Origin of the sequence: Streptomyces sp. V4I2, assembly GCF_030817655.1 — a bacterium.
Classification (GTDB): Bacteria; Actinomycetota; Actinomycetes; order Streptomycetales; family Streptomycetaceae; genus Streptomyces; species Streptomyces plumbiresistens.
The window spans coordinates 5053048-5071432 of record NZ_JAUSZM010000003.1; the positions used below are offsets into that span (position 1 = coordinate 5053048).

Here is an 18385-nt window from a genome sequence, read left to right on the forward strand (position 1 = left end):
CAACTGAGTACACCGTACCCGATTGCGAGTACGCCGTACCCAGTTTTTTCCGAGGACTTAAGCTGAGCTCCATGACGAGCGGCAAGGGCGGTACGGAGACCAGCGGCAGCGGCGACATCGTCCGCACCATGGAACTGCTGTGGGACACCGGCCGACGCCCCAGTCGGGGCCCCAAACCGGGCCTGACCCTGGACCGGATCGTGGAAGCCGCCGTCCAGGTCGCGGACGCCGACGGCCTGGACGCGGTGTCCATGCGCCGGATCGCCACCGAGCTCGGCACCGGCGCCATGTCCCTGTACCGGTACGTCCCCGGCAAGGGCGAGCTGCTCGACCTGATGCTGGACCGCGTCCAGCGCCCCTCCGAGAACCCCGCCGACCTCGGCGACGGCAGCTGGCGCTCCGCCCTGGAGACGATGGGCCGCGCCACCCTCGCCCTCTACCGCCGCCACCCCTGGCTGCTCCAGGTCAACCAGTCACGCCCGATCCTCGGCCCGAGCGCCCTGGACGGCATGGAGAAGATCCTGGCCCTGATCAAGCCGATGGGGCTGACCGACCCCGAGTTGGTCTCGGCGGTCATCATGATCGACGGGTACGTGGTCGGCGCCGCGCGCACCCAGGTGTACCAGCGGGAGGCGGAGCGCCGGACGGGTCTCACGGACACGGAGTTCTGGCAGGCCCAGACGCCGATGCTGGAGAAGATCATGACGTCCGGCCGCTATCCCCTGCTCGCCACCCTCGACGAGGACACCTGGGGCCCCGACTTCGACCACTTCGAGTTCGGGCTGCAGCGGATCCTGGACGGGCTGGAGGTGTTCGTCAACGAGCGGCGAACGAACGAGCGGCGCGCGAACGAGCAGGAAGGGAACGAGCAGGAAGGGAACGAGCAGGAAGGGAACGGGCAGGCCGCGAACCGGCGGGCAGCGGGTTCACGACCGGCGCCGGAATAGCCGCCGGAAGCCGATCACGGCCGCGAAGGCGACGGCCACCGCGATCGCGCCGACCTTGACATTGCTGCTGCCGACATCGCTTCCGCTGTCGTCGCCGTCCGCCGAACTTCCCCCGGCCGAGGGTGACTTGGACCCGGTGCTCCCGGGTGCGTCCTCCGGCTCCACGGGACTGTCGGTCCCTTCGGCGCCGAACATGAGCGTCGTTCCGTCGTCGGTGTAGGTGACGGACTCGCCCTGCCCCAGGAACGGGACGCCGACCCGCTCCAGCCGCTTGATCTTCCCGCCGTTCCAGTCGTAGGCGATCGCCCCGAAGTAGCTGCGTACGACGAGCTGTTCACCGTCGGGCGACAGGGCGGCGTCCGTGGCCTCCAGGTCGGCGACGGGGGCGACGGGCTTGAAGACGTTGGTCCCGGAGGCGGAGAGCTCGGCCGGGCCCTCGTACAGGTGCCCGCCCTTCTCGTTCTTGTCGACGATGTAGACCCGCCCGGTCTTCGGGTGCACGACCAGGGACTCGGCGTCCCGCGCCCCGTCCGAGTACTTCACGACGTACTGCGTGGCCCGGATCGTCCGGTCCCGCAACTCCTTGGGCTCGGGCAGCCGGTAGATCCACACATAGGGCCAGGTGCCGCCGAGGTTGTCGCCGATGTCGCCGACGTAGATCTCGTTGCCGGGGCCGATGGAGATGGCCTCGACGTCACGCGGGGTGCCCACACCGGTCAGGGTGAGGGTCGCGACGGTCTTCCCCGTCGCGCTGTCGACGGCGTAGAGGTAGGCGCCGTCGTCGCTGTCGTTGTGCGTCCAGTAGATGCCGGGGTGTTGGCGGGAGGCCGCGAGTCCGCTGGACTCGGTGATACGGGGGTCCGTGATGGTGAACCCCTTGTCGCCGTCGGCGGCGGAGGCGGGCACGGCAAAGGCACCCACGAGGAGGACCCCGGCGAGGAGGGCGAACGGTCGGCGCATGCCCCAAGCCTGCCATCCCGCGCCGCGTTCCACGGGCGCGGGTGGCGGTCCTCACACTCCGGCCGGCCCGCTGATCGTCCATCATGAGCGGATGCTCAGGTTCATGCCCGTCGGCGATTCCCAGACCATCGGCAGTGCCGGCGAACACACCTGGCGCTACCGGCTGTGGCAGCACCTGCGCGCGGCGTACGGCGGCCCGTTCGCCCTCGTCGGCCCGCGCGAGACGCTGTACGACAAGGCGACCGACGCCCCGACGTCCCACGCGTACGCCGACCCCGACTTCCCGCGCTCGCACCTCGCCGGCTGGGGCGAGGGCTGGCTGCACATGGCCCCGCTGATCGGCGGGGCGGTACGGGAGCACCGGGCGGACGTCCTCCTGGTCGCGCTCGGCCTGATCGACCTGGGCTTCTACACCGACCCGGAACAGACGGCCGGGAACGCCCGCCGCTTCGTCACCGAGGCCCGCACGGCCAACCCGCGCGTCCGCATGGTCGTCCTCCCGGTCGTCCCGAACGCACTCGCCGAGTCGGACCCCGGCTTCGCCGAGCGGGTCGCCCTCTTCAACGACCTGCTGGCGAAGACGGTCGCCGACCTGGACGAGCCCCGCTCACCCCTGCTACTGACGTCGCCGCCCAGGTCGTACGACATCCACACGGACACCTACGACGGCACGCATCCCAACGCGAGCGGCGAGCACAAGCTCGCGGCCGCCTTCGCGGACGCGATGCACCAGGCGTGGGACCTGGCGAAGCCGTACGACGGCTGAAGCACGGCACAGGGGCGGCCGGCTCTAGAACATCGTGTTGTCGTTCGCCGACGTGGCCGGCACGTCCTGGAGCACGTCCCAGTGCTCGACGATCTTCCCGTTCCGCACCCGGAAGAGGTCCACGATCGCCTGGCCGCGCTCGCCCGGCGCGTTCACGTAGTGGCTGTGGACCGCGACCAGGTCACCCTCGGCGATGATCCGCTTCGGCGAGACGGACAGCTGCGGGAACGCCTGGAAGTACCCGCCGAGCCCGGCCTTCGCGCCCGCCACGCCGTCCGCGATGTTCGGGTTGTGCTGGTGGTACTCGGGGCCCCAGTACGTGTCGAGCGCCGATACGTCCTTCTTCACGATGAGCTGGTCGAAGGCCTTGGTCACCAGCTTCTTGTTGTACGCGGTCAGCCACCGCGGCCCCGGCGCCTCCGTCCGCGGCCGACTCACCGTCGAGAACATGTCGTTGCCGTTGGCCGTGGTCTCCGGCACGTTCTGCGCGGTGTCCCAGTGCTCGGCGATCTTCCCGTCCTGGAAGCGGAAGATGTCGAAGACGGCCGAGCCCCGACTCCCCGGCGTCAGCACGACGTTGGAGTGCACGAGGACCAGGTCGCCCTCGGAGATGACCCGCTTGATGTCGTACGCGGCGTCCGGGAACTGCTGGTGCAGCCCCACTCCCAGGTTCTTCAGCGTCTCGGCGCCGTCGGGCGCGAGCGGGTTGTGCTGGATGTAGTCCGGCCGTACGAACCGGTCGACGACCCCGGTGTCGCCCTGCTCGAAGACGCCCTTGAGGACACGTACGGCAACGGCCTTCTGGTAGTCGAGCCGCGCCCCCTCGCCGTAGCGCACCGAGTGGTGGGCGGACGGGGCGGCGACGGCGGGTACGACGGCGGTTCCCAGCAGGGCACCGGCGGCGAGTGCGGCGACGAGGATGCGGCGCGCGGGCGTGGTGGGGGTCACGATGCTCCAGACCTTGAAAGTTCAAGTTGATACTTCCCGAAGGAAAGCACTAACTTCCAGTTAGCGTCAAGGCTGCTTGCATAGAGCGCACTCCAGGCCGTTGGCTTGGCAGTCATGAAGTACACGCAGCTCGGACGCACGGGACTCAAGGTCAGCCGACTGGTGCTCGGCACCATGAACTTCGGTCCGCAGACCGATGAGGCGGACAGTCACGCGATCATGGACGCGGCGCTGGACGCGGGCATCAACTTCTTCGACACGGCGAACGTGTACGGCTGGGGTGACAACAAGGGCCGTACCGAGGAGATCATCGGCAACTGGTTCGCCAAGGGCGGCGACCGGCGCGAGAAGGTCGTCCTGGCCACCAAGATGTACGGGAACATGGCGGGCGACGGCGTCGCCGCCTGGCCCAACCACGACAAGCTCTCCGCCCTCAACATCCGGCGGTCGGTGGACGCCAGCCTCAAGCGGCTGCAGACCGACTACATCGACGTCTACCAGTTCCACCACATCGACCGCGCCACTCCCTTCGAGGAGATCTGGCAGGCCATCGACGTGCTCGTGCAGCAGGGGAAGATCCTCTACGTCGGCTCCTCCAACTTCCCCGGGTACAAGATCGCCCAGGCCAACGAGATCGCCGCCCGGCGCTCCGGCACCATCGGCCTCGTCAGCGAGCAGTGCCTGTACAACCTCGCCGAACGCCGCGCGGAGATGGAGGTCATCCCGGCCGCGCAGGACTACGGCGTCGGCGTCATCCCCTGGTCGCCGCTCCAGGGCGGCCTGCTCGGCGGCATGCTCAAGAAAGAGGTCAAGGGCGGCCGGCGGGCCTCCGGGCGGGCGGCGGACACCCTCGCGAACCCGGCCGTACGCGCGCAGGTCCAGTCGTACGAGGATCTGCTCGACAAGCACGGGATCGAGCCCGGCGAGGCCGCACTGGCCTGGCTGCTCACCCGGCCCGGCGTGACCGGCCCGATCGTCGGCCCGCGAACCGCCGAGCAGCTCGAGTCCGCCCTGCGCGCGGTCGAGCTGCAGCTCGGCGAGGACCTGCTGACCGGGCTGGACGAGATCTTCCCGGGGCCGGGGCCGTCGCCGGAGGCCTTCGCCTGGTAGGTCGCCGCAGGCCTTCGCCTGGTAGGGGGCGGCAGAGCCCGGCAAGGGGCGGCGGTCGGTCGGTCCTACCTTCCGACCGCCGCCGCCACCGCCACGACGAAGAACATCAGCACGAGCGCACCGGCCATGATCCGGTTCCGGGTTTTCGGGTCCACGCCTTCGAGCCTAACCGGCCGCGCCGAGCGGCCAGCGGGCGACCGTCTCGTAACGCGGCTGCTCGCCCGGGACTCCCGACTTGGGCAGGTTGCTGCGGACCAGCGTCAGCTCGTCCACCGTCCAGGTGCGGCCGGCGAAGGAGTTCAGGGCCTCCAGGTAGGGCCGTACGTCGATGTCGTCCCGGCTGCGGGCCACCGTCAGGTGGGCCTTGTACCGGCGGTGCTCCCCCATCGCTACGCCCGCCTTGCGCGCCGCCGCCTCGGCCCGGTCGGCCAGCAGCCGCAGCGCGGGCACATCGCCCTCCGCGCCCGCCCACAGCGCACGCCCCTTGCCGAACTGGCCCCCGCCGCGCAGCGCCAGCGGGAAGGGGGCGGTGCGGTGGGCGGCCCGCTCCAGCCTCGCCGACAGGTCGGGGATCACGTCCTCCTCCAACTCGCCGTAGAAGGCGAGCGTGAAGTGCCAGCCGGGACGGCCGGTCCAGCGCAGGGCGTCCGCACCGGGCAGGGCCCGCAACTCGGTGACCCGGGCGGCCAGTTCGGCGACCACGTCCTCGGGCGGCAGCACGGCGGCGAAGAGTCTCATGGACGTCAGACTAGGGTGCCGCCATGCAGATCATCAGGATCCGGGAGGGCGGGCCCGAGGACATCCCCGCGATATTCCGCATGCTCGACAGCAGTGTGGAGTGGCTGGTCTCGCAGGGGCGCACCGGACAGTGGGGGACGAAACCGCTGTCGGAGAGCCCGAAGACCGTGGAGTCGGTTGCCCGGTACATGGACGAGGGCGACGTGTTCATCGCCGAGGTCGATGGCGTGCCGGCCGCCACGCTCACCCTCACCGACTCGGCCGGCGCCTATCTGTCCCACCTCCCGCAGCCCGGCGAGCCCGAGCGGTACATCCACTGGCTCGCCTCCGACCGCCGCTTCAAGGGGCACGGCGTGGGCAGCGCCCTTCTCGCGCACGCCGTCGAGGAGACCCGGCGGGCGGGCGTCTCACTGCTGCGGGTGGACTGCTACGCCGGCGACGACGGCAAGCTCGTGCGCTATTACGAGAGCAACGGCTTCACCCGCACCGAGGCCTTCACGGTCGGGGAGAACAACTGGCCGGGCCAGCTGCTGGCCCGGAGGGTGTAGGCCCTCCGGACCGGGCGAACGGTGACTGCGGAGCGGTGGCTCCCCTCACGCCGCCGCGGCCAGCTGCTCCCGCTCGCGCGGGACGAACCGGACGTGCGGATGGCCGCGGTTCCAGCCGATCGACAGGCGCAGATTGCCGACGCGGGCCAGGACCAGGCCGATCGTCAGGGCCGCGGCGGCCGAGACCACACCGCCCGCGGCCATGCCCGCCCGGACGCCGTACGCGTCGGTGATCCAGCCGGCGATCGGCGCGCCGATCGGGGCGCCGCCCATGAACACCATCATGTAGAGGGCCATCACCCGGCCCCGCATGGCCGGATCGGTGCTCATCTGGACGCTGCTGTTGGCGGTGACGTTGACCGTCATGCCGAACATGCCGATCGGGGCCATGAGCAGGGCGAACAGCCACAGGGAGGGCGCGATCGAGGCCACGATCTCCATCACGCCGAAGGCCACCGCCCCCGCGACCAGCACGCGCATCCGGGCCGTGCCGCGCCGGGCGGCGAGCAGGGCGCCCGCGAGGGAGCCGACCGCCATCAGCGTGTTGAAGAGGCTGTAGGAACCCGCGCCCGCGTGGAAGACGTCGTCGGCGAAGGCCGAGAGGTAGACGGGGAAGTTGAAGCCGAAGGTGCTGACGAACCCGACCAGGACGATGGTCCAGATCAGGTCCGGGCGCCCGGCGACGTACTGCAGTCCCTCCTGCAGCTGGCCCTTGGCGCGCGGGGCGCGCTCGACGACGTGCAGCTCACGTGCCCGCATCATCAGCAGGCCCGCGAGGGGCGCGATGAAGGACAGGCCGTTGAAGAGGAACGCCCAGCCGGTGCCGACACCGGTGATCATCAGGCCGGCCACGGCGGGCCCGACGAGGCGGGCCGACTGGAAGTTCGCGGAGTTGAGGCTGACCGCGTTCTGCAGCTGGTCCGGGCCGACCATCTCGGAGACGAAGGACTGGCGGGCCGGGTTGTCGACGACGGTCGCGAGACCGACGGCGAAGGCGGCGAGGTAGACGTGCCAGACCTGGACGTGGCCGGAGAGGGTGAGGACGGCGAGCGCGATGCCGGTGAGGGCCATCGAGGACTGCGTGAAGAGCAGCGTGGGCCGCCTGGGCAGGCGGTCGACGAGGACGCCGCCGTAGAGGCCGAAGAGCAGCATCGGCAGGAACTGCAGGGCCGTCGTGACACCGACGGCGGTCGCGGAGCCGGTGAGGCTGAGGACCAGCCAGTCCTGGGCGATGCGCTGCATCCAGGTGCCGATGTTGGACACGACCTGGCCGGCGAAGAACAGCCGGTAGTTCCTGACCTTCAGCGAGCTGAACATGGACGAGCGCTTGGGGGTGGGCGCGGAGTCGTGGGTGGTCGGTGCGGGGGCGGAGTCTGCTCCGGGTCCCGAACTCAAAAGGTCGCCTCCTTGTGAACGCTGCTTACAGGTGTGCCAGCTTCTCCAGTACGGGGGCGGCGGCGCGGATCTTCGCCCACTCGTCCTCGCTCAGGCCGTCGACCAGGGTGGCCAGGAAGGCGTTGCGCTTGCGGCGGCTCTCCTCGAGCATCGCCTCGGCCTGCTCGGTCTTCGTGACGACCTTCTGGCGCCGGTCCTCGGGGTGCGGCTCCAGACGGACCAGGCCCTTGGCCTCCAGCAGCGCCACGATGCGGGTCATCGACGGCGGCTGGACGTGCTCCTTGCGGGCGAGTTCGCCCGGGGTGGCCTTGCCGCAGAGGGACAGGGTGCCGAGCACCGACATCTCGGTCGGGCTCAGCGACTCGTCGACCCGTTGGTGCTTGAGCCGACGGGACAGCCGCATGACGGCGGAGCGCAGGGAGTTCACGGCGGCAGCGTCGTCGCCATGGGTAAGGTCCGGCATGTCTTTAGGGTAACTCATTACTCTCGCTAAACAAGCTGGCGCGCGCACAGATTCCCGTGAGACCCACCACTGAAACCCGATCCGCACCCGTACGAGTGAATCGGCAGCGGAAAGTGAACGCGCGCCGCCCGGCCCGGCGACCCTCGTGTTCATGGGGACCAGCGTGCTCAGCCTGCGGATGGACGGGGAACTGCTCGAGCGGCTCCGGGACCATGCGGCCAAGAGGGGAATGAGCGTCCAGGACTACGTGGTCAGGACGCTCGTTCGCGACGACTTCGACGAGCGGTTCCAGTCCGCCGTCGAGGAGACGGAAAAGTTCTACGGGGTGCCGTGAGCGGACTTGGCTGAGCGGACTTGGCTGAGCGGACTTGGCTGAGCGGACTTGGCTGAGCGGACTTGGCTGAGCGGGCTTACGTCAGACCCAGCGCCGGCATCAGGTAGTAGAAGCCGAACACCGCCGCCACGACGTACATCGCGGCCGGGATCTCCTTGGCGCGGCCCGCTGCCAGACGCAGCACCACGAAGGTGATGAAGCCCATGCCGATGCCGTTGGTGATCGAGTAGGTGAACGGCATCATCACCATGGTGATGAAGGCCGGGATGGCGATGGTGTGGTCGGCCCAGTCGATCTCCTTGACCGAGCCGGCCAGGATCAGGAATCCGACCGCTAGCAGGGCCGGGGTGGCCGCCTGGGAGGGCACCATCGTGGCGATGGGCGTGAGGAAGAGCGCCACGGTGAAGAGACCGCCGGTGACGACGTTCGCGAAGCCGGTCCGTGCCCCCTCGCCGACGCCGGCCGTGGACTCCACGAAGGCGGTGGTGGCGGAGGAGGAACTGGCGCCGCCGGCGGCGACGGCGAGACCGTCGACGAACAGGACCTTGTTGATGCCGGGCATCTGGCCCTGGGCGTCGGTCAGCTTGGCCTCGTCGCTGACGCCCATGATCGTGCCCATCGCGTCGAAGAAGCACGACAGCAGCACGGTGAAGACGAAGAGGACGCCGGTCAGCACGCCGACCTTCGCGAAGCCGCCGAAGAGGCTGACCTCGCCGATCAGGCCGAAGTCGGGGGTGGCGACGGGGTTGCCGGGCCACGTGGGCGTGGTCAGACCCCAGGAGGGAATGTCCGCGACGGCGTTGATGATCATCGCGAGGACGGTCATCGTGACGATCGAGATGAGGATCGCGCCGGAGACCTTGCGGACGATGAGGGCCAGGGTCAGCAGCGTGCCGAGGACGAAGACGAGTACCGGCCAGCCGTTGAGGTGACCGTCGCCGCCGAGCTGGAGGGGGACGGTGGTCTGGGCGACGTCCGGGATGCGGGAGACGAAGCCGGAGTCGACGAGGCCGATCAGCATGATGAACAGGCCGATGCCGATGGAGATGGCCTTGCGGAGGCCGTAGGGCACGGCGTTCATCACGCGCTCGCGCAGGCCGGTGGCCACGAGGAGCATCACGATGAAGCCGGCGAGGACGACCATGCCCATCGCGTCCGGCCAGGACATCCGGGGTGCGAGCTGGAGGGCGACGACCGAGTTCACACCGAGGCCGGCGGCGAGGGCGATCGGGACGTTGCCGATGACGCCCATGAGGAGGGTGGTGAACGCCGCCGTCAGCGCCGTCGCCGTGACCAGCTGTCCGTTGTCGAGCTGGTGCCCGTACATGTCCTTCGCGCTGCCGAGGATGATCGGGTTCAGCACGATGATGTAGGCCATCGCGAAGAAGGTGGCGAAACCGCCCCGGATCTCCCGGGACAGCGTGCTGCCCCGCTCGGAGATCCGGAAGTGGCGGTCGAGGGCGCCGTGGGCGGGCGTACCGCCCGGCGGCTGGGGCGCGGGGGCCTTGGCGGGGGCCGATGTGGGCATGCGTGGGCCTTTGGTGTTTCGTACGAAGAAAACTGGCCGGACAAAAACAGTTTCAGTATGAACATATGTCCCGATCGACGCCATCTCCGCGCGTAGACCTGATCGCCTCGTAAGCTGTCCCCCATGGAGAAGTGGACCCCGAAGCACGAGGCGCCGGAGCCCCTGGAGGGCCCCATCGTCCCCACCATCATCGGCGGCACGATCCTCTGGTTCGCCCTCTTCCTTGCACAGCTCCCCTTCTACGGCTGGTTCGACGACCACGGCCACACCTGGTGGGTCTGGACATGCCTGGCCGGGGCGGGCCTGGGCCTGATCGGCATCTGGTACGTCCGCAAGCGGGACGCGGCGATCAGGAGGGCGACGGGGGTCGAGGCACCGTCCGCGGAGTAGACACCCGGCGAGGGCGGAGCCCCCTGGTGCGGGGTCGAAGGGGCGGCGCCCCTGGGGGATGGGACGGGTAGGGGCGGCGGGGGTGAGACACATCCGGCAGCAGCCGCCGAGGAGGCCCCGCGCCATGCGTTGAGGGGCCGGCACCCCTAGTACCACGGCATCACTCACCCCCGTCCCCCTCCTCCCCAGGTCGGATCTTTCACTCACTCCGCGGGTGAAGCCGTAAATCCGCACGTACCGTCGAATGCATGACGCACATCGACGCGGGCGCCGCCGAACTCGATCCTGCGCGGGTGACGACGGTCCCGGACATCGCGGTGACCGGTCTCACCGCCGCCGAGGTCGCGGAGCGGGTCGCGCGGGGCCAGGTCAACGACGTGCCGGTGCGCAGCAGCCGGTCCACCGTCGAGATCGTCCGTGCGAACGTCTTCACCCGGTTCAACGCGATCATCGGCGTGCTCTGGGTGATCATGCTGTTCGTCGCGCCGATCCAGGACAGCCTGTTCGGGTTCGTGATCCTCGCCAACACGGGCATCGGCATCATCCAGGAGTGGCGGGCGAAGAAGACCCTGGACTCGCTGGCCGTGATCGGGGAGGCCCGGCCGACCGTACGCCGGGACGGGACCGCCGCCGAGGTGGCCACCAGCGACATCGTGCTGGACGACCTGATAGAGATCGGCCCCGGCGACAAGGCCGTGGTCGACGGGGTGTGCGTCGAGGCCGACGGGCTGGAGATCGACGAGTCGCTGCTCACGGGGGAAGCCGACCCGGTCGTGAAGCGGCCGGGGGACCAGGTCATGTCCGGGAGCTTCGTGGTGGCCGGCGGCGGCGCCTTCAAGGCGACCAAGGTCGGCCGCGAGGCCTACGCCGTCCAGCTCGCCGAAGAGGCCTCCCGGTTCACCCTCGTCCACTCCGAGCTGCGTTCCGGCATCTCCACGATCCTCAAGTACGTGACGTGGATGATGGTCCCGACCGCGATCGGCCTGATCATCAGCCAGTTGTTCGTCAAGGACAACGACCTCAAGGACTCCATCGCGCGGACCGTCGGCGGCATCGTCCCGATGGTCCCGGAGGGGCTCGTCCTGCTCACCTCCGTCGCCTTCGCCATCGGCGTCATCCGGCTCGGCCGGAAACAGTGCCTGGTGCAGGAACTCCCCGCCATCGAGGGCCTCGCCCGCGTCGACACGGTCTGCCTCGACAAGACGGGCACCCTCACCGAGGGCGGCATGGACGTCACCGAGGTGCGCGCACTCGACGGCAGCGACGCGTCGTACGTGGAGAAGGTCCTCGGCGCCCTCGGCGAGTCCGACCCGCGCCCCAACGCCTCCCTCCAGGCGATCATCGACGCCTACCCGGACGTCGAGGACTGGCGCTGCACCGAGTCCCTGCCGTTCTCCTCCGCCCGCAAGTACAGCGGCGCCTCCTTCAGCGAGGGGAACGGGGAGTCCAGTACGTGGCTGCTCGGCGCCCCGGACGTGCTCCTCGCGGACGACGACCCGGCCCTCGCCGAGACCGAGCGGCTCAACGAGCAGGGGCTGCGGGTGCTGCTCCTGGCCCGGGCCGCCCGTGAACTGGACGACCCCGAACCCGCGCGAGGAGCCAAGCCCGCCGCCCTCGTCGTACTGGAGCAGCGGCTGCGGCCCGACGCGGCCGACACCCTGCGCTACTTCGCCGAGCAGGACGTCCGCGCCAAGGTCATTTCCGGGGACAACGCGGTGTCGGTGGGGGCGGTGGCGAGCAAGCTCGGGCTGACCGGAACCACGATCGACGCCCGCCGGCTCCCCACCGACCGGGACGGGATGGCCACGGCCCTCGACGACGGCACGGTGTTCGGGCGGGTCACCCCGCAGCAGAAGCGGGACATGGTGGGCGCCCTGCAGTCGCACGGGCACACGGTCGCGATGACCGGCGACGGCGTGAACGACGTACTGGCCCTGAAGGACGCCGACATCGGCGTGGCGATGGGCTCGGGGTCGGAGGCGACCCGGGCGGTCGCGCAGATCGTGCTGCTCAACAACAGCTTCGCGACGCTGCCCTCGGTGGTCGCGGAGGGCCGACGGGTCATCGGCAACATCACGAGGGTCGCGACGCTCTTCCTCGTCAAGACGGTCTACTCCGTCCTGCTGGCGATCCTGGTGGTGTGCTGGCAGGTCGAGTACCCCTTCCTGCCCCGCCACCTGACCCTGCTGTCCACCCTCACCATCGGCGTGCCGGCCTTCTTCCTCGCCCTCGCGCCCAACAAGGAACGGGCGAGGCCGAACTTCGTACGGCGGGTGATGCGGTACTCGATCCCGGGCGGGGTGGTGGCCGCGACGTCGACCTTCGCGACGTATCTGATCGCCCGGCACCACTACACGGGCAGTGGCGCGCTGGACGCGGAGACCAGTGCCGCGACGCTGACGCTGTTCCTGGTCTCGATGTGGGTGCTGGCGATCATCGCCCGCCCCTACACCTGGTGGCGCCTCGCACTGGTGGCCACGATGGGTGCCGGGTTCCTGCTGGTGCTGGTGGTGCCGTGGCTGCAGGAGTTCTTCGCGCTGAAGCTGGTCGGGATGACGATGCCGTGGATCGCGGTCGGCATCGCGGCGGTGGCGGCGGTCGCCCTGGAGGTGCTGTGGAGGGTGGTCGACCGCCGCGTCCCGGCATAGCGCCGAGGGTGGTTACCTCACGTCGACGTAGTCACCGGTGGCGCTGACCGCCGGAGTCGTCGTGGTGCCCGCGAAGCTGAAGCGCCAGTAGCCGTCGTAGGCGGCGGTGGCGGTGGCCTTCAGGTTGCCGTACGAGTCCGAGTACACCGTCTTGACCGTGGTGTACGTGCTGGTGCCCGCCTTGCGGAACTGGAGCTTGACGGGCTGGTTGGTGTAGCCGTGGTAGTGGCCGTCCTCCCAGTTGGCGCGGGACAGCTTGCCCGTGGAGGTGATGGTCTTCCCCTTGTAGACGGGCTCGGGGCCGGCGTTCACCGTCAGCGTGGAGTAGCGCTGGACCTTGGTGGCGCCCAGGCCGCCCTGCATCTTCTGGTCGCCGTTCTGGGTGACGGCGAGGCCGCCCGCGTTCCAGGTGCCCGCGTCGGAGTTGTAGAGCTCTTCCTCGGCCGGGCGGACGTAGATGGTGCCCGAGCAGTTGAGGGTGGTCGTCGACGCGGTGGTGCAGGTCGCCGGGGTGTCGCTGATGATCATGTTGCTCGCGGTGGTCACCGAGGAACCGCGGTAGATGAGCGGGCCGCTGGCGAAGTTGTCGTCGCTGGTGTCCATGCCCTCAGGGTGCGTCAGTGTGTAGGTCACCGGGACGCTGACGACGTTGGTGGTGCCGACGACGATGTTCTTGCCCTTGTTCACCTTCATGTTGGAGAAGGTGACGTCGAGCGTGGCGGCGGTGCTCGTCGTTCCGTCGACGGCGGCGGCGCTGAAGGCCGCCTTGCCGGACGGGGCGTCGGCGGCCTGCGCGGCCGGCACGACGAGAGCGGAGAGAGCCAGGGCGCCGGTGACGGCGGCCACGGTGGCACGAATGCGCATGTGCGTTCCCCAGGGGGAGAAGTGATCTAGGAGTCTGTTGACTCACGTGATCAGATTCGCGACCGGTGGGGTGGGTTGTACGGACGGATCCGGATTTTGTCGGCACATAGGCAATGTTTGGGACCCGCATGGGGAAACGGAACGCCGACCCCCGGAAACCCGGGAGTCGGCGGCAGTACCTGTGCTGTCGGCGCGCTTACTTCACGTCGACGTAGTCACCGGCGGCGGTGGCCGTCCCGGTGGTGCCGGTGCCCGCGAAGGTGAAGCGGTAGTAACCGTCGACCTTGGCCGTCGTCGTGGTCTTCAGGGCGCCCGTCGTGCTCGTCGTGATGCCCTTCACGTTCGTGTAGGTGGTCGCGCTCTTCTTACGGAACTGCAGCACCACCTTCTGGGTGGAGTAGCCCGCGTACACGCCGGTCTCCCAGTTGGCGCGGCTCAGCTTGCCGGTGACCGTGATGGTCTTGCCCTTCTTCACCGGCTCCGGCGCGGCGTTGACGGTCACCTTCGCGGCGCGCTTGACCTTGTGGGTCTTGTAGAAGTCGTTCCCGTAGACGCTGCCGTCGCCCGCGAGGACGGCGGCGGTGACGTGCCAGGTGCCGGCCAGCGCGTTCTTGTACAGGTCGCCGTATATGCCCGGCGTCGCAGTGATGGTCAGCTTGCAGGTGGACGTGGTCGCGCTGGACGCGGTGCAGGTGGCGGCGTCCTCGTTCGGCAGCAGCAGGCCGTCGATGTCACTCTCGACGTCGGTGCCGTGCCAGAGGTCGATGTACGCGTCCTCGACACCGGTGGCGTGGCTGGCGGTCAACGACACCGTGAAGGTCTTGACGGCCGTGGTGCCCAGGACGAGGTCCTTGCCGGAGTTGACCGTCACTTTGGACACGACGGGCAGGGCCTCGGCGGTGACCGACCCGCCGAACGTGGACTTGGTCGAGGACGCGCCGAAACGCTCGGCGGCGCTCGGCTTGTCGACGCTCGCGGTGCCTTGAGCGTCGGCCTGGGCGGCCGGCGCGACGAGGGCGGACAGGGCCAGGGCGCCGGTGACGGCGGCCACGGTGGCACGAATGCGCATGTGTTCCCCACGTGGAGAAAGGGGCCCCGGCAGTGGTCGTTACCTACGGCTCGTCGTCGCACGGGGCCCAAGTGATGGTGGAGCCTGTTGGCTCATGTGGTGGGATCCGCGACGCATGTGAATGGTTGTACGAGGTAATGGAGATTTCCTGACGGGTCGTCGAGAGAAGGCCTCTCGGGGGGCCGAACCCGCTGAAACAGGAGGACGCCGAGCGCTTCCAGCAGTTGACCGGAGCAGGGGCCGTCCGGCAGGACGGCAGGACGACCCCTGGAGTCATGTCACCGCATCAGTCGAACCAGCGATCCCGCGCCAACTCCCCCGTCCGCGACGGATCCTCCATCAATGCCGCCACCTCGAACCGCCGGGGCCACTGCCCCGCCGCCCAGGCGAGGCCCGCGGCGACGCCCTCCAGGGTCGCGGCGTGCAGGGTGCCGTCGTTCGTCAGGCGCCAGTCGATCTCCACGCCGTCGACGAAGAGTTCCTCGTGCTCGACGTACGTCGAAGGGGTCCGCGCCCCCAGCAGCAGCCGCACCGGCTCCGGTACGTCGTGTTCGGTGCCCTCGGAGTCGACTCCTCCGGTGACGGACTCGCTCAGCCGCCGCACCTGGAACAGCTCGGCCAGCTCGGCGGCCCGGGCGGGCCGTACGGGCAGCAGCGGGACGCCTGCGGTGAAGGGCAGCAGGTCGGGTGAGTCGACGACCACCGCCTCGGCCGCGTCCACCACCTCGACCCGCCCGTCGACGACGGCCCGCAGCTCGTCCGGCAGGGTCACCTGCTCGGGGTCCAGATCGGCCAACGCGCTGTAGAGGGCGTGCAGTTGGGTGCCGGTGACCTCCCGGTCGGGGTCGGCGAGCCGGTCCAGCAGCTCCGCGGCGCCGCCCGGCTCGTCGAGCAGCGCGGCCACGGACGTCCGTACGCCCAGCGCCCGCAGCACCTGCTCGTCGTCGAACCCGGTCGCGTCGGCCTCGTCGTACAGCCCGCGCAGGAGCGGGTCGCCGCCGGCGGCCAGCAGTCCGGCGGGGCGGCGGCCGTCGAGCACCGGGTGCCCGCGCAACCACCATGCGGTGTAAGGCCGTACGGCCTCGTGCGTGCCGTCGGGCAGCAGCATGCGCACCTGCTGGGTGATCGCGTCACGCAGCGGCGGTTTCGCCAACAGGGCGAGAGCCTGAGGCCACTTGTCGTCGTCCACCAGGTCCAGGTCGCGGACGGCGACCAGCTCGGTGGCCACGGGCGGTACGGGGGTGTCCGGGAAGCGGTCGAGGATGTCCTCGCACCACACGTCGACCGCGTCGAGCAGGCCGACGTCGTCCGGCTCGGCGAAGTCGCTGTCGCGGGGCTCCAGTTCGTCCGGGTCGAGGACGACGTCGGTGGCGCGGACCAGCGCGAAGTTGGCGAGGACGCCACACGCGGCCAGCGGCTGCTCGCCCCACCTGTCGGCCAGCTCGGGGTCGACGGAGGCCAGCTCGTCCTCGCGCATGACCTGGTGGAAGGGGCTGCCGGGCAGAACGAGTTCGCCCGCCGGGGTGAGTTCCCCGTCCTCGTCGGGCAGCGCGAGGGCACCGAGCCAGGGCTCGTCGCCGGGTTCCAGGCCCGCGTCCCGGACCAGTGCGAGAACGGTGTCGGCCAGCTCCTCGGCGTCGGGCGCGTCCTGCTCCCAGTCCAGTGCGCCCTCGTCGTCCATGGAGGCGGCCACGGCGGCCCGGACCTGCGGGGTCGTGAGTACGGCCCGGGCGGTGGCCGGGAGGGCGCCGAGCTTCTCCAGCAGGGGGTGCGCGGCGTCCGGGTGGGCGACCTTGAGGCCGAGCCGGGCGAGGACCTCGGGGTCGATCCGGGTGGCGTCGGCGGTGGGCAGCAGCACCTGCCGGGGCCCGATGGTGGTCCGCCCGTCGGCGAGCGGCACGGGCAGCCCGGACAGCCGGTCCGGATCGACCCCGGCGAGGCTGTCGTACAGCCGCCGCCACCACTCCGGCTCCTTCTCCAGCCCGGCCAGCCGGTCCACGGCGTCGGTCAGCGGAACCCTTGCGACCCCCAACGTCCGCAGCTCGACGCGCCGTTCGAGCCCGGCGGGAAGGAGCGTGGGCAGCACCTCGGCGAGCACCTGGACGGTCTCCGAACCGGCGCCTTCGACGATCTCGGCGTCGCGGGGACGGAGGGACTCGGGCAGCTCATCGTCATCGGAGGCCTCGGGGTCCTTGGAAGGCTCCACAGCCGGCGGCAGGAAGGAGGTCCGCGGCAGCCGCTCCAGGATCGCCTGCCGCAGCGCCCCGTCCAGCTCGCCCTTGCCCAGCGGGCCGGGCACGAGGTCGATGATGCCGGCGGTCACCGGGCGCCAGTCGGCGAGGAGTCCGGCGTACGCGTCGGCCGCGCGCTGCACGAGGAAGTCGGTCAGCGGGCCCGGGGCCGCGTGCCGGCGGGTGGTGTCCAGCGGGAGGGACGCGATGAGCAGGGCGGGGACGCCGAGGGGCTCGTCGCTGGGGGTGGGTGCGTGCACGAAGGGGGTGGTGCGGGGCCGGGCAGGCGTGCCGTCTTCGTCGACCGGCACGGCCCAGGTGACGGACCAGTGCGGTCGCAGCCGTTCCTCGACGGGCCGGTCGGCGAGCAGGTCGGGCGTGAGCGCCCCGTACGCGACGGCCGTACGCCACCGGGTCGTACCGTCCCGCGAGTCCTCTACGACGGTGAAGTCGCCGTCGGTCCGGCGCCGCAGCGTCCGCGGGTCGTCCCCGTCGACCTCGATGACGACCTCCTCCAGCCCCGGCAGGGCGAGGAGCAGGGCGTCGTCCACGTCGGCCAGCAGCCGTCCGGCGAGATCGGCGGCGGCCGGGTCGCGCAGCGGCAGGATGACGGCCGTGTCGTACGGGTCGGGCGCGGTGCCCTCGGCGGCGAACGGGAGCCGCAGCAGCGGCACATGCCCGTCACGCCGACGGATCTCGTCCCCCAGCCCCGGACTGTGCCGGGCGATGTCACCGGCAAGCTCCCGGGCCTCGACGAGGGACCACCGGACACCGCCGTGCCGCCCGACGACCGCGGGCTCGTCGGTGACGGACAGAACGGCGGCGAACCCGACACCGAAACGGCCGATGGAGGGCGTGTCCCGTTTCGCGGAGGCCCGAAGCGTGGCGAGCGACTCGACACCGGCCGCGTCGAGGGGGGCGCCGGTGTTGGCGGCGACGAGGGCCCCACCACGAAGAGTGAGCCGCAACCGCCCGGGCACGCCCGCCCTCGCCGCCGCATCGGCGGCATTCTGAGCGAGCTCCACGACGAGCCGGTCCCGATACCCGCCGAGAACCAGATCCTCCTCGGCGTTTGCGTCCTCGCGGAAGCGAGCGGGACTGGTGGCCCAGGCGTCGAGCACACCTCGCCTGAGACGGGCGGTCCCGAAGGGGTCGGCGCCCTCGGCCGCGGGCCGCACGAACTTACTCACGTTGACTCTCCTCATCGGCGTGACGATGAAGGTACCGCTCGGAGGACGGTGCCGCGCATCCTGCCCGGTCGCACCGGCACCGCCGACGGACCGGGCAGGTCCAAGGGCAACGGACCAGACCCGGCGACGGGCGGTTCCGTCCCGCTCCTCCCATCGCCGACCTGCGCGTTCACATCCTGCCGCAGGAAGCGACGGCCCGTCATCAACGCGGCCCGGCAATGGGAGGGTGCAAGAAGCGAACGGCCCCCGATCAGCA

16 protein-coding genes are annotated in these 18385 nt (G+C 70.3%); 7 read left to right on the forward strand and 9 right to left on the reverse strand.

What is annotated here, in order from left to right; all coding sequences use genetic code 11:
* Window positions 1–71: 71 nt before the first annotated feature.
* Window positions 72–947 carry a TetR/AcrR family transcriptional regulator gene (locus tag QFZ76_RS23740; protein WP_307675644.1) on the forward strand — a complete coding sequence of 292 codons (876 nt, stop codon included), beginning with the start codon at window positions 72–74 and terminating at the stop codon, window positions 945–947.
* Here QFZ76_RS23740 and QFZ76_RS23745 read toward each other — a convergent pair.
* Window positions 927–1907: a WD40 repeat domain-containing protein gene (locus QFZ76_RS23745; RefSeq protein ID WP_307675645.1), complete on the reverse strand. Its 981-nt coding sequence runs from the start codon at window positions 1905–1907 to the stop codon at window positions 927–929. The two genes, QFZ76_RS23740 and QFZ76_RS23745, sit on opposite strands and share 21 nt — an antisense overlap.
* A 91-nt stretch (window positions 1908–1998) precedes the next feature.
* Between QFZ76_RS23745 and QFZ76_RS23750 the strand changes: the two genes are divergently transcribed.
* Window positions 1999–2673: an SGNH/GDSL hydrolase family protein gene (locus tag QFZ76_RS23750; RefSeq protein WP_307675646.1), complete on the forward strand. Its 675-nt coding sequence runs from the start codon at window positions 1999–2001 to the stop codon at window positions 2671–2673.
* A gap of 24 nt (window positions 2674–2697) precedes the next feature.
* Here the strand turns inward: QFZ76_RS23750 and QFZ76_RS23755 are convergent, their stop codons facing one another.
* Entirely contained in the window at window positions 2698–3621 is a 924-nt protein-coding gene (locus QFZ76_RS23755; protein ID WP_307675647.1) for a nuclear transport factor 2 family protein, read from the reverse strand.
* A 114-nt stretch (window positions 3622–3735) separates the two neighbouring features.
* On the opposite strand from QFZ76_RS23755, the gene QFZ76_RS23760 reads away from it, so the two are divergent.
* A complete protein-coding gene (locus QFZ76_RS23760; protein WP_307675648.1) occupies window positions 3736–4731 on the forward strand; it encodes an aldo/keto reductase in 996 nt (331 codons plus the stop codon).
* A 165-nt stretch (window positions 4732–4896) separates the two neighbouring features.
* On the opposite strand, the gene thpR is transcribed toward QFZ76_RS23760, so the two are convergent.
* Window positions 4897–5469, reverse strand: coding sequence for an RNA 2',3'-cyclic phosphodiesterase (gene thpR / locus QFZ76_RS23765; RefSeq protein ID WP_307675649.1), 573 nt, complete (start codon window positions 5467–5469; stop codon window positions 4897–4899).
* 23 nt (window positions 5470–5492) lie between these two features.
* On the opposite strand from thpR, the gene QFZ76_RS23770 reads away from it, so the two are divergent.
* Window positions 5493–6017: a GNAT family N-acetyltransferase gene (locus tag QFZ76_RS23770; RefSeq protein WP_307675650.1), complete on the forward strand. Its 525-nt coding sequence runs from the start codon at window positions 5493–5495 to the stop codon at window positions 6015–6017.
* A 45-nt stretch (window positions 6018–6062) separates the two neighbouring features.
* Here QFZ76_RS23770 and QFZ76_RS23775 read toward each other — a convergent pair whose 3' ends face one another.
* Together QFZ76_RS23775 and QFZ76_RS23780 are read right to left on the reverse strand one after the other, a co-directional pair.
* Window positions 6063–7412, reverse strand: a complete 1350-nt coding sequence (locus QFZ76_RS23775) for an MFS transporter (protein ID WP_373464344.1) — start codon at window positions 7410–7412, stop codon at window positions 6063–6065.
* Window positions 7413–7437: 25 nt separating this feature from the next.
* Complete coding sequence (locus QFZ76_RS23780) at window positions 7438–7875, reverse strand: MarR family winged helix-turn-helix transcriptional regulator (protein ID WP_266437704.1); 438 nt, start codon at window positions 7873–7875, stop codon at window positions 7438–7440.
* 145 nt (window positions 7876–8020) lie between these two features.
* Here QFZ76_RS23780 and QFZ76_RS23785 point away from each other — a divergent pair, with 145 nt between their 5' ends.
* A complete protein-coding gene (locus QFZ76_RS23785) occupies window positions 8021–8209 on the forward strand; it encodes a ribbon-helix-helix protein, CopG family (protein ID WP_307675651.1) in 189 nt (62 codons plus the stop codon).
* Window positions 8210–8285: 76 nt separating this feature from the next.
* Here QFZ76_RS23785 and QFZ76_RS23790 read toward each other — a convergent pair whose 3' ends face one another.
* Window positions 8286–9737 carry an NCS2 family permease gene (locus tag QFZ76_RS23790; protein ID WP_307675652.1) on the reverse strand — a complete coding sequence of 484 codons (1452 nt, stop codon included), beginning with the start codon at window positions 9735–9737 and terminating at the stop codon, window positions 8286–8288.
* Window positions 9738–9860: 123 nt separating this feature from the next.
* Here QFZ76_RS23790 and QFZ76_RS23795 point away from each other — a divergent pair, with 123 nt between their 5' ends.
* Window positions 9861–10127, forward strand: coding sequence for a DUF2530 domain-containing protein (locus tag QFZ76_RS23795; protein ID WP_307675653.1), 267 nt, complete (start codon window positions 9861–9863; stop codon window positions 10125–10127).
* 248 nt (window positions 10128–10375) lie between these two features.
* Window positions 10376–12775, forward strand: coding sequence for an HAD-IC family P-type ATPase (locus QFZ76_RS23800; protein ID WP_307675654.1), 2400 nt, complete (start codon window positions 10376–10378; stop codon window positions 12773–12775).
* 12 nt (window positions 12776–12787) lie between these two features.
* On the opposite strand, the gene QFZ76_RS23805 is transcribed toward QFZ76_RS23800, so the two are convergent.
* From QFZ76_RS23805 to QFZ76_RS23815, 3 genes are all read right to left on the reverse strand, one after another.
* Window positions 12788–13639 (reverse strand): hypothetical protein, encoded by an 852-nt coding sequence (locus tag QFZ76_RS23805; RefSeq protein WP_307675655.1) that lies wholly within the window; start codon window positions 13637–13639, stop codon window positions 12788–12790.
* Between the two features lie 196 nt (window positions 13640–13835).
* A complete protein-coding gene (locus tag QFZ76_RS23810; RefSeq protein ID WP_307675656.1) occupies window positions 13836–14708 on the reverse strand; it encodes a calcium-binding protein in 873 nt (290 codons plus the stop codon).
* A 286-nt stretch (window positions 14709–14994) separates the two neighbouring features.
* Entirely contained in the window at window positions 14995–18129 is a 3135-nt protein-coding gene (locus QFZ76_RS23815; protein ID WP_307675657.1) for a sacsin N-terminal ATP-binding-like domain-containing protein, read from the reverse strand.
* Window positions 18130–18385: the final 256 nt, after the last annotated feature.

Coding starts and splice junctions, on each gene's coding strand:
- QFZ76_RS23740 (WP_307675644.1), top strand. CDS start 72: ATGACGAGCGGCAAGGGCGGTACGGAGACCAGCGGCAGCGGCGACATC.
- QFZ76_RS23760 (WP_307675648.1), top strand. CDS start 3,736: ATGAAGTACACGCAGCTCGGACGCACGGGACTCAAGGTCAGCCGACTG.
- QFZ76_RS23795 (WP_307675653.1), top strand. CDS start 9,861: ATGGAGAAGTGGACCCCGAAGCACGAGGCGCCGGAGCCCCTGGAGGGC.
- QFZ76_RS23790 (WP_307675652.1), bottom strand. CDS start 9,737: ATGCCCACATCGGCCCCCGCCAAGGCCCCCGCGCCCCAGCCGCCGGGC.
- QFZ76_RS23810 (WP_307675656.1), bottom strand. CDS start 14,708: ATGCGCATTCGTGCCACCGTGGCCGCCGTCACCGGCGCCCTGGCCCTG.
- QFZ76_RS23780 (WP_266437704.1), bottom strand. CDS start 7,875: ATGCCGGACCTTACCCATGGCGACGACGCTGCCGCCGTGAACTCCCTG.
- QFZ76_RS23770 (WP_307675650.1), top strand. CDS start 5,493: ATGCAGATCATCAGGATCCGGGAGGGCGGGCCCGAGGACATCCCCGCG.
- QFZ76_RS23745 (WP_307675645.1), bottom strand. CDS start 1,907: ATGCGCCGACCGTTCGCCCTCCTCGCCGGGGTCCTCCTCGTGGGTGCC.
- QFZ76_RS23805 (WP_307675655.1), bottom strand. CDS start 13,639: ATGCGCATTCGTGCCACCGTGGCCGCCGTCACCGGCGCCCTGGCTCTC.
- thpR (WP_307675649.1), bottom strand. CDS start 5,469: ATGAGACTCTTCGCCGCCGTGCTGCCGCCCGAGGACGTGGTCGCCGAA.
- QFZ76_RS23750 (WP_307675646.1), top strand. CDS start 1,999: ATGCTCAGGTTCATGCCCGTCGGCGATTCCCAGACCATCGGCAGTGCC.
- QFZ76_RS23800 (WP_307675654.1), top strand. CDS start 10,376: ATGACGCACATCGACGCGGGCGCCGCCGAACTCGATCCTGCGCGGGTG.